The organism is Vibrio sp. 10N.222.49.C9 (genome assembly GCF_041474985.1).
Taxonomy (GTDB): domain Bacteria; phylum Pseudomonadota; class Gammaproteobacteria; order Enterobacterales; family Vibrionaceae; genus Vibrio; species Vibrio crassostreae_C.
Genome location: NZ_JBFRVD010000024.1, coordinates 85,312 through 94,151 on the forward strand (window position 1 = coordinate 85,312; position 8,840 = coordinate 94,151).

General features: G+C 45.8%; 9 protein-coding genes. 2 read left to right on the forward strand and 7 right to left on the reverse strand.

Annotated elements, in window-relative coordinates; genetic code table 11:
- Positions 1–45: 45 nt before the first annotated feature.
- Complete coding sequence (locus tag AB4585_RS11220) at positions 46–807, forward strand: TatD family hydrolase (protein WP_372169833.1); 762 nt, start codon at positions 46–48, stop codon at positions 805–807.
- Between the two features lie 530 nt (positions 808–1,337).
- Here AB4585_RS11220 and tatC read toward each other — a convergent pair.
- The 7 genes from tatC to rmuC form a co-directional block, all read right to left on the reverse strand.
- Complete coding sequence (gene tatC / locus AB4585_RS11225) at positions 1,338–2,093, reverse strand: twin-arginine translocase subunit TatC (protein ID WP_017060156.1); 756 nt, start codon at positions 2,091–2,093, stop codon at positions 1,338–1,340.
- Positions 2,094–2,241: 148 nt separating this feature from the next.
- Complete coding sequence (gene tatB / locus AB4585_RS11230; RefSeq protein ID WP_017060155.1) at positions 2,242–2,649, reverse strand: Sec-independent protein translocase protein TatB; 408 nt, start codon at positions 2,647–2,649, stop codon at positions 2,242–2,244.
- A 3-nt stretch (positions 2,650–2,652) separates the two neighbouring features.
- Positions 2,653–2,907 (reverse strand): Sec-independent protein translocase subunit TatA, encoded by a 255-nt coding sequence (tatA, locus tag AB4585_RS11235; protein WP_017060154.1) that lies wholly within the window; start codon positions 2,905–2,907, stop codon positions 2,653–2,655.
- 53 nt (positions 2,908–2,960) lie between these two features.
- Complete coding sequence (ubiB, locus tag AB4585_RS11240; protein WP_017065813.1) at positions 2,961–4,595, reverse strand: ubiquinone biosynthesis regulatory protein kinase UbiB; 1,635 nt, start codon at positions 4,593–4,595, stop codon at positions 2,961–2,963.
- Positions 4,592–5,197: an SCP2 domain-containing protein gene (locus tag AB4585_RS11245; protein ID WP_136974895.1), complete on the reverse strand. Its 606-nt coding sequence runs from the start codon at positions 5,195–5,197 to the stop codon at positions 4,592–4,594. The genes ubiB and AB4585_RS11245 overlap by 4 nt, the downstream gene beginning before the upstream one ends.
- 97 nt (positions 5,198–5,294) lie before the next feature.
- Entirely contained in the window at positions 5,295–6,074 is a 780-nt protein-coding gene (ubiE, locus tag AB4585_RS11250; protein ID WP_029235100.1) for a bifunctional demethylmenaquinone methyltransferase/2-methoxy-6-polyprenyl-1,4-benzoquinol methylase UbiE, read from the reverse strand.
- A gap of 65 nt (positions 6,075–6,139) precedes the next feature.
- A complete protein-coding gene (rmuC, locus tag AB4585_RS11255) occupies positions 6,140–7,672 on the reverse strand; it encodes a DNA recombination protein RmuC (protein ID WP_372169834.1) in 1,533 nt (510 codons plus the stop codon).
- 138 nt (positions 7,673–7,810) lie between these two features.
- Here rmuC and AB4585_RS11260 point away from each other — a divergent pair, with 138 nt between their 5' ends.
- Positions 7,811–8,704 carry a DMT family transporter gene (locus AB4585_RS11260; protein WP_104216341.1) on the forward strand — a complete coding sequence of 298 codons (894 nt, stop codon included), beginning with the start codon at positions 7,811–7,813 and terminating at the stop codon, positions 8,702–8,704.
- Positions 8,705–8,840: the final 136 nt, after the last annotated feature.

Sequence of the window (8,840 nt, forward strand, 5' to 3'; positions counted from 1 at the left end):
GTATACTCATGACAACTCAGTAAAGACCGCTTTCAGGACAAAACAATGATCGACACCCATGCTCATATTTACGCTAGTGAATTCGATGAAGACCGCGAACAAGTCGTGCAGCGCGCACTGGCTCAAGGGATTGATACCATTCTATTGCCGAACATCGATTTAGAATCTATCGAACCAATGTTAGCGACGGAAGCACAGTTTCCTGATGTGTGCCGTTCAATGATGGGCTTACACCCTTGTTATGTGGATGCGAATATCGAACAAACCCTCAAAACCATTCGAGCTTGGTTTGATAAGCATGACTTTATCGCCGTGGGTGAGATTGGTATCGACTTGTACTGGGATAAAACCTTCAAGGCTGAACAAGAGATGACGTTTGTGACTCAACTGCAGTGGGCAAAAGAGCTTGATCTACCTGTGGTGATCCATACTCGTGATTCCATTGAAGAGACACTTGCCCTACTTCGTAAAGAACAAGATGGCAGCTTACGCGGGGTATTCCACTGCTTTGGTAGCAGCTTAGAGGAAGCTCAAGCGATCAACGAGCTAGGCTTTCATTTAGGTTTAGGCGGCGTTTCGACCTTTAAGAATTCAGGGATGGACAAGGTGATCCCACATCTTGATATGAATTACGTCATCCTAGAGACAGATTGCCCATATTTAGCACCAACACCGAATCGCGGTAAACGCAATGAACCAGCCTACACAGAATTAGTAGCAAAACGCATCGCTGAATTGCGCGGCAAAAGCATCGAAGAGGTGAATGCAATAACCACAAAAAATGCAATCAGCTTATTCAACTTGTAAAAACCCATACAATTCAACAAAAAATGTAAGTTTTGTATATTTTGTTGAATGAACTATTAAACTAGTACAACATAAGCCGCCTGAGTATCTCGACGGTAATTTATGTGTAAGCACCCCCACTTAAGGCGTAAACATCGAACTCTATGGCACAAAGTAATTGGCATCAAAGAGCTGTATAATTGCACTCAATGTGGATACCAATTGAAAGTAAGATAGATACGCAAAATCAAAGCGGCTAGCGTCGCTTTTTTGTTTGTTCAGTGGAAAGTTAGAATTTACAGTTTAGTTTGAGTTACTATCTCATTCAATATATAATCAACCGCCTGCATATGGAGGTAGTTGGTTATGTGTGACCATTCACAACACTTACAACGTCAACATCGAACCCTATGGCATAAAATTTTGGGCATCAAAGAGCTCTATATATGTCAGAACTGTGGCTATCAGTTAAAGATTCGATAAACAGACATAATAAAAAAGCGGCCCTAGGCCGCTTTTTTATTATGTGATTTTTACTGAAGCATTCCGAATCAAGATTCAGCTTCTTCCTCTTCATCCGCATCTGGCTTACGCGTATAAAAGCGTGCGAAAAACAGACCAATCTCAAACAGAATACACATTGGAATCGCCAACAGTGTTTGCGAGATCATATCTGGTGGTGTCAGCATCATACCGATGATGAAAGCACCCACCACAATGTAAGGACGCTTTTCAGACAGAGATTGAGGCGTTGTTGCCCCCGTCCAACACAACAAGATAATCGCAACAGGCACTTCAAAGGCAATACCAAAAGCAAAGAACAGCGCGAGTACAAAATCAAGATAGCTTGAGATGTCGGTTGCGAACTCTACTCCCCCTAATGATATGGCCGTAAAAAAGCCAAATACCAACGGGAATACAATAAAGTAAGCGAACGCCACACCACAGTAAAACAGCAATGAACTTGAAGCCAATAGCGGCATGATCAAGCGTTTTTCATGCTTGTATAAACCCGGAGCAACAAAAGCCCACACCTGATACAAAATAAACGGAACCGCGAGGAATATAGACGCGATCAAGGTTAATTTCAGCGGTGTGAAAAATGGCGATGCAACATCGGTTGCGATCATCGTCGCCCCTTCCGGTAGACGATCTACCAAAGGTGCTGATACGAATTCATAAATATCATTAGCAAAATAAATTAGCCCGACAAATATCACTAGCACCGCGACAATCGCACGTAGTAGGCGATTACGTAGTTCTAGAAGGTGGCTAATTAAAGGCTGTGTCTGCTCAGTCGAAGACATGTCAAACCTCTTAAACAGGAAGATCGAAAAGGAGCCGCGCGTGTATCTATCCAGTTGAATTGGTATCCACTTGAATAGTTATTTACTTGAATAGATATCTATTTAAACATCTAGCGAATCAAGTATCCGGCGACTCCTCCTTGCGAGACTATTCGGCTTTCTTATCTGACGGTGCTGAAGCTTCGCTGTTGACCTGAATGGTTTCAGATTCCACAGTTTCCATGACACTAGGTTTAGTCTCACTTGGCTTATCAGACTCAGGCTTAGCATACGGACGTTGAACCTCAGCAGCGGCCTGCTTGAGTTCATCGACTGACGCTTTAAGGTCTGGAGATAAATCTTCCATACCCATTTTTTCCGCCTTGCGTAGGTTTTCTTGCAACTCTTGCACCTTAAGCTCATGAGAAAGTTCATCTTTCACACTGTTTGCCATGCTTTTCGCTTGTCCAACAAACTTGGAAATACTGCGAATCGCCACGGGCAAACGCTCAGGCCCTAAAACCACTAACCCAACGACAGATATTAATACCAGTTCCCAAAAACCGATATCAAACACGATTTACGCCTGCTCTTTGTCTTTCTTTGTTTCAGCAGTTGTTTCAGCGTGAGCTTCTGTCTTCTGCTGTTCAATATTCTTTGGTTCGAAGTCTGCATCTTTCTTATCTGCAGGCTTGTCTTCATCGCTCATCGCTTTTTTGAAGCCTTTAACCGCTGAACCTAAGTCACCACCCATACCGCGCAGTTTCTTTGTTCCGAATAGCAAAATTACAATTACAGCAATGATTAGAAGTTGCCAAATACTGATACCACCCATTGTCATTGTCCTCGGGTCTGTCTACACATAAAAATATTAAGAGAGTCTACTGTCTAACGACGGTAAGCTCGCCAACTAAGCAACCAAAATGTGACACCTGCGATGCCACAGCCCATAGATAGCTGCTCATAAGGGCTTGAAACTAATATTGCGGAGCATACGACTAAAGTGGCTCCAACGCCAAACAAAAACTTTCCAGTTGCTTGCTGACGCTTACTATCTCGGTAACCTTGATAAAGCTGATCCATTCTGTGGTTCATCGCTTTACCTTGGCGCAAGCTGTCATAAAGTAGCTCTGGCAGCTCTGGCAGTTTTTCTGCCCAGAATGGCGCACGCTCTTTTACTGCGTTGATCACAGCTTGCGGCCCCACCTGATTCATCATCCAGGTTTCAAGGAAAGGCTTCGCCGTTGCCCACAAATCAAGTTGCGGATACAGCTGACGGCCTAGGCCTTCGACATACAACAAGGTCTTTTGCAGAAGCACCAACTGAGGTTGAACCTCCATGTTGAAACGTCTTGCTGTATTAAATAAGTTTAGCAACACATGGCCAAATGAGATCTCGCCAAGTGGTTTTGCAAAGATTGGCTCACACACCATACGGATCGCGAACTCAAAATCATTGACGTTAGTGTCGTGTGGCACCCACCCCGAATCAACGTGTAGCTCAGCAACTTTACGGTAATCTCGATTGAAGAAAGCCAACAAGTTCTCTGCTAAATAGCGCTTATCTTCGCTATTGAGCGTACCAACAATGCCACAATCCAAACCAATCCACTGAGGGTTATCTGGATTCTCTGGGTTAACAAATACGTTGCCCGGGTGCATGTCTGCATGGAAAAAGCTATCTCGGAATACTTGGGTGAAGAATACCGTCACACCGCGTTCCGCGAGCAATTTCATGTTGGTGCCGTTGGCTTCTAGCGTCTCAATATCGGAGACTTGAATACCATAGATTCGCTCTGACACCATCAGGGTTTCGCTGCTTAGATCAGGGATAACCTCTGGAACATACAGCTCTTCACTGCCTTCAAAATTACGTCGCAGTTGAATGGCATTGGCCGCCTCACGGCGCAGGTCGAGTTCATCAAGTAACGTTTTCTCGTACTCGTGAACCACTTCAACCGGTTTCAAACGACGTGCTTCAGGAAGCGACTTAGCGACTATACGCGCCATTCGGTGCATCAGTTTTAGATCTGCGTCAATCACCGGGCGAATATCAGGTCGAATGACCTTCAGAACAATCTCGCGACCGCTCTCTTTAAGCTTTGCGGTATGCACCTGAGCAATAGAAGCAGAAGCCAGTGGCTCGATATCAAAGTCGGTAAACCAGTTGTCTAAACTGCCACCCAACGCCTTTTCCATATCTTGCTTCGCCAATTGACCATCAAACGGCGCAACTTGGTCTTGCAACAACGCCAACTGATCGGCGATATGAGGAGGGAACAGATCACGACGTGTCGACATCATCTGTCCAAACTTGATCCACACTGGACCAAGTTCTTGCAGCGCAAGGCGCAAGCGATGACCCAACTCTTTATCTTGATGCTTGTTCTTGAGCCAAAACAGTGACTTTCGCGCCAACAAAGGGGCTTTAGTCAGTTGGTGTTCCGGCATCAACTCATCAAGGCCGTATTCCAACTGTACCTTGATAATATGATAAAGACGTTTCAGTTCTGCTGGGGTCATGCTTTCTCCAACAGAGCGTTCAACTTAGCTTCAAGACGAGCAGCAGAGCTTTTTACGTCATCAACTTGGTCGCAAAAATGCGCGACTTCTAACGGTGCAGGTGCGATCTTCCACTCTTCAGTCAGAACTTGAGCAACATGGTTTTGATGCTTAGTCGCCTGTTTTGCCACAAAGCCACCGACGTTTTTAACGCCTTGCATCAAGGTATGCGCAACCACATCACCCGTTACGCGCGATAACCACTCTTCCAAATCAGGCTTGCAGTCTGTCATCAGCTGAGCAAATTTCTGTGCCAGTTGAATATCACCCTCTAAGATCAGCTTATCTTGCTTGATCAGCTTGGTGATGTTCGATTGCTCACGCAGTTCCGGTAACACCGATAAATTCAAAGATAGGTAGCAATCAGGCTGCCCTTCGTATTCCGACAACACATCGATTTGTTGGCTGAAAACGAAAGTGAGCGTTTTATTCAACTCTTTCAAATTAACTTGAATGATCTGCCCCTTTAAACGAGACAAACGACGAACCAGTGCTGGATCATCGTTCACGAAAGTATTTAAAGAGGTTTCAATAACCGCGGTGACCAATGGATCAAATGGCATGACTGTCCTTACCTTTGAAAACGGATAAGCGTTAACCTATCCGTTCTGTCTTTATTCTTATTTTTAGCACGCCCTACGAGCCTGCTACCAAGTTCGACTAGAACTTGTAACCACGGTGCAGCGCAACAATGCCGCCTGTTAGGTTGAAGTATTTCGTATTCTCAAAACCCGCGTCTTGCATCATGCCTTCCAAAGTTTCTTGGTTCGGGTGCATGCGGATTGATTCTGCAAGGTAACGATAGCTGTCTGCATCGTTGGCAATCAGCTCACCCATTTTTGGCAACAGGTGGAAAGAGTAGGCATCGTAAACCTTTGATAGTGGCTCAAGCACTGGCTTAGAAAACTCAAGAACCAACAGACGGCCACCCGGCTTAAGTACGCGGTACATAGAACGCAGCGCTTGGTCTTTATCGGTTACGTTACGCAGACAGAAGCTGATCGTAATGCAATCGAAGTAGTTATCTGGGAATGGCAACTCTTCAGCGTTCGCTTGTACGTAGTGTACGTTGCCAACAATGCCGCTATCACGCAGCTTATCACGGCCAACATTCAGCATTGAGTTGTTGATATCAGCAAGAACCACGTGGCCTTTTTCACCAACGATACGCGAGAATTTCGCAGTAAGGTCGCCAGTACCACCACCAAGATCTAGGATACGCTGACCAGGGCGAACGCCACTGCAATCAATCGTGAATCGCTTCCACAAGCGGTGAACACCACCCGACATTAAGTCATTCATGATGTCGTATTTAGCGGCTACAGAGTGAAATACCTCTGCTACTTTCGCGACTTTTTCGTCTTTTGCGACTGTTTCGAAACCAAAGTGTGTGGTTTCTGACTCTACTGCTGAATTTGTCTGCACGCTTGTGTCCATAATGCTGTTATCTACCATGGTAAGTTCTCATCGACAGCGCTCTTTGTGTTTAGAGGCGCTGCGGCCGATTAGTTTACTTTATCCTCAGCAGGTTGTCTTTCTACTAAGGAGGCATTTTCTGAAAAAGCCTCATTTTGCGCCATTTCAGCCAAACCAATCGAGATCGGTTTCTTCACTTCAACACCCAATTGCTTGAAGCTTTCGGCCTGACGAATCACGTTGCCACGGCCTGTTACTAGCTTATTCATCGCACCTTGATAGCTTTGGTTGGCTCTATCTAATGAACTGCCGAGACCTTCCATATCATCAACGAACAGGCGTAATTTGTCGTAAAGCTTGCTCGCACGTTCTGCGATAACCTGTGCGTTCTGGTTCTGTCTGTCGTTACGCCACAGGTTATCAATGGTACGCAGTGCCACCAGCAAAGTGGTTGGGCTGACCAAGATGATATTTTGCTCCATCGCGTCTTTCACCAAGCTAGGATCCGCCTGAATCGCCACTTGGAATGCTGGTTCAACCGGAATAAACATCAACACGTAATCCAGACTCTGTATGCCTTTGAGCTGATGATAATCTTTCTGGCTCAAGCCTTTGATGTGCGCTCGCAGTGACACCAAGTGATCGCGCAATGCAGCATCGCGTTGCTGATCGGTTTCGGCATTGAAATAGCGTTCAAATGCCACCAGCGCCATTTTTGAATCGACCACCACTTGCTTGTCTTGTGGCAGATGCACAATCACATCCGGTTGATAACGCTTGCCCGCATCGTTTTGCAGGTTCACTTGCGTTTGGTATTCGTGGCCTTCGCGCAGTCCTGATTCAGCAAGCACGCGAGCCAGCACCACCTCGCCCCAGTTACCTTGTTGTTTGTTGTCACCCTTTAGCGCTTGAGTCAGGTTCACCGCTTCACGCGTCATACTCTCATTAAGACGCTGCAGGTTTTTAAGCTCATGCACCAAAGTATGACGCTCTTTGGCTTCTTGGCTGAAGCTGTCGTTCACTTGTTTCTTAAAGCCTTCCAACTGCTCTCTTAGTGGAGACAACAAACCTTCTAGGCTCTGCTTGTTCTGCTGATCAACCTTGGCGGTTTTGGTTTCAAACAGTTGGTTCGCTAACAATTCAAACTGCTGCTTAAGTCGTGATTCAGCTTGCTCTAGCAACTGCAGCTTTTCGCTATTGGCGAGGTTTTCTTGGTCATGCCTTGCTTCTTGCTCGCGCAGCTCGGCTTCTAATTCAGACTTATGATCTTTAAGCACATTGATCTCATCAGCGTACTGCTGGCGCTCTTGCTTTACCGCCTCAAAGTAGCGCAGTTTTTCCATTGCAGCCATCACCTTACCGTGCGCCTGCTTGAGCTCGAATGCCGCTTTGTCTCGGTCATCATCTAACTCATCGAGCTCTTGTTGCGCCTCTGCGAGTGATGCTTTGAGCTGAGCTTGCTGAGATTCATGCAACAAACGATCGGACTCTAGCTGCTGCTCGAGCAATCGCTGCTGAAAAGAGAGCTTCTGTTTAATCCACCAACCCACGACACCGCCGCTGACGAGCGCGCCAGAAATTGCAGTAATAAGCGTTGCCTGATGTTCGATAATCCATTGCATGATAATGATTTAGCCTAATTTGAAATAACTCATTAAATGGTATTTTGATACTGGATAAATGTCCAGTTTGCCGTATTAAAATTCGACAGATAGACTAGGCGCTCCGTATTCTGTCCCATCAAATTAGAATGAGTTGCCATGAACGAACGTCGTGCCTTGGGCTTTGGCCTTTCCGCAGTACTGCTGTGGTCAACGGTCGCTACTGCTTTTAAGCTGACCCTTGCTGAGTTTTCACCGATTCAAATGCTGACCATTGCCAGTATTGTGTCGTCGATTGCGCTGATCGCAGTCTGCGCCTTTCAAGGTAAGCTCTCTCAGCTGAGTACAACGTTCCTTTCAAACCCTTGGTATTACCTACTGCTCGGCTTGGTTAACCCATTGGCTTATTACCTGATTCTATTCAAAGCCTACGACCTGCTGCCCGCTTCTCAAGCTCAAGCCATCAACTACAGCTGGGCTATCACGCTAACCTTAATGGCGGCGGTTTTTCTGGGGCAAAAGATTCGTAAGCAAGATTGGATTGCGTGTACCTTCAGCTATGCGGGTGTGGTAGTTATTGCCACCAAAGGCGATGTGTTAGGCATGCAGTTCGATAGCCCACTCGGTGTGGCACTGGCGCTGCTTTCTACCTTGCTTTGGGCGGGATACTGGATTCTAAACACCAAAAACAAGGCTGACCCTGTGATTGGCGTATTGCTTGGTTTCTTAGTGGCATTGCCCTTCGCGATCGGTTTAACCATTTATGAAGGCGAGAGCTTTAGCCAAATCACAGCGAAAGGTTGGATGGCGGTGACTTATGTTGGCCTATTCGAGATGGGCATTACCTTTGTCTTGTGGCTCTCGGCATTAAAACTGACCAACAACACAGCGCGTATCAGCAATCTGATTTTTGCGTCACCGTTTATCTCGTTGATGCTACTTTCCACTATTATCGGCGAAGAGATTCACCCAGCGACCCTGTTTGGCTTGGTACTGATCATTGCTGGCTTAGTGATTCAACAGATCAAGTTTTCAAAAAACAAACCGGCGTAAATAAGAGCTAAAAGATTCAATTGAGCACGAAAAGCTATCGATAAAGTCGAATCTAGAGCTAGAGCACAATGTTAGATACAAAAATGGCGAGTCGTATGACTCGCCATTTTTATATAATTTAAAATCTAGTGAGTAA

Coding starts and splice junctions, on each gene's coding strand:
- tatA (WP_017060154.1), bottom strand. CDS start 2,907: ATGGGTGGTATCAGTATTTGGCAACTTCTAATCATTGCTGTAATTGTA.
- AB4585_RS11220 (WP_372169833.1), top strand. CDS start 46: ATGATCGACACCCATGCTCATATTTACGCTAGTGAATTCGATGAAGAC.
- AB4585_RS11245 (WP_136974895.1), bottom strand. CDS start 5,197: ATGCCATTTGATCCATTGGTCACCGCGGTTATTGAAACCTCTTTAAAT.
- ubiB (WP_017065813.1), bottom strand. CDS start 4,595: ATGACCCCAGCAGAACTGAAACGTCTTTATCATATTATCAAGGTACAG.
- rmuC (WP_372169834.1), bottom strand. CDS start 7,672: ATGCAATGGATTATCGAACATCAGGCAACGCTTATTACTGCAATTTCT.
- AB4585_RS11260 (WP_104216341.1), top strand. CDS start 7,811: ATGAACGAACGTCGTGCCTTGGGCTTTGGCCTTTCCGCAGTACTGCTG.
- tatC (WP_017060156.1), bottom strand. CDS start 2,093: ATGTCTTCGACTGAGCAGACACAGCCTTTAATTAGCCACCTTCTAGAA.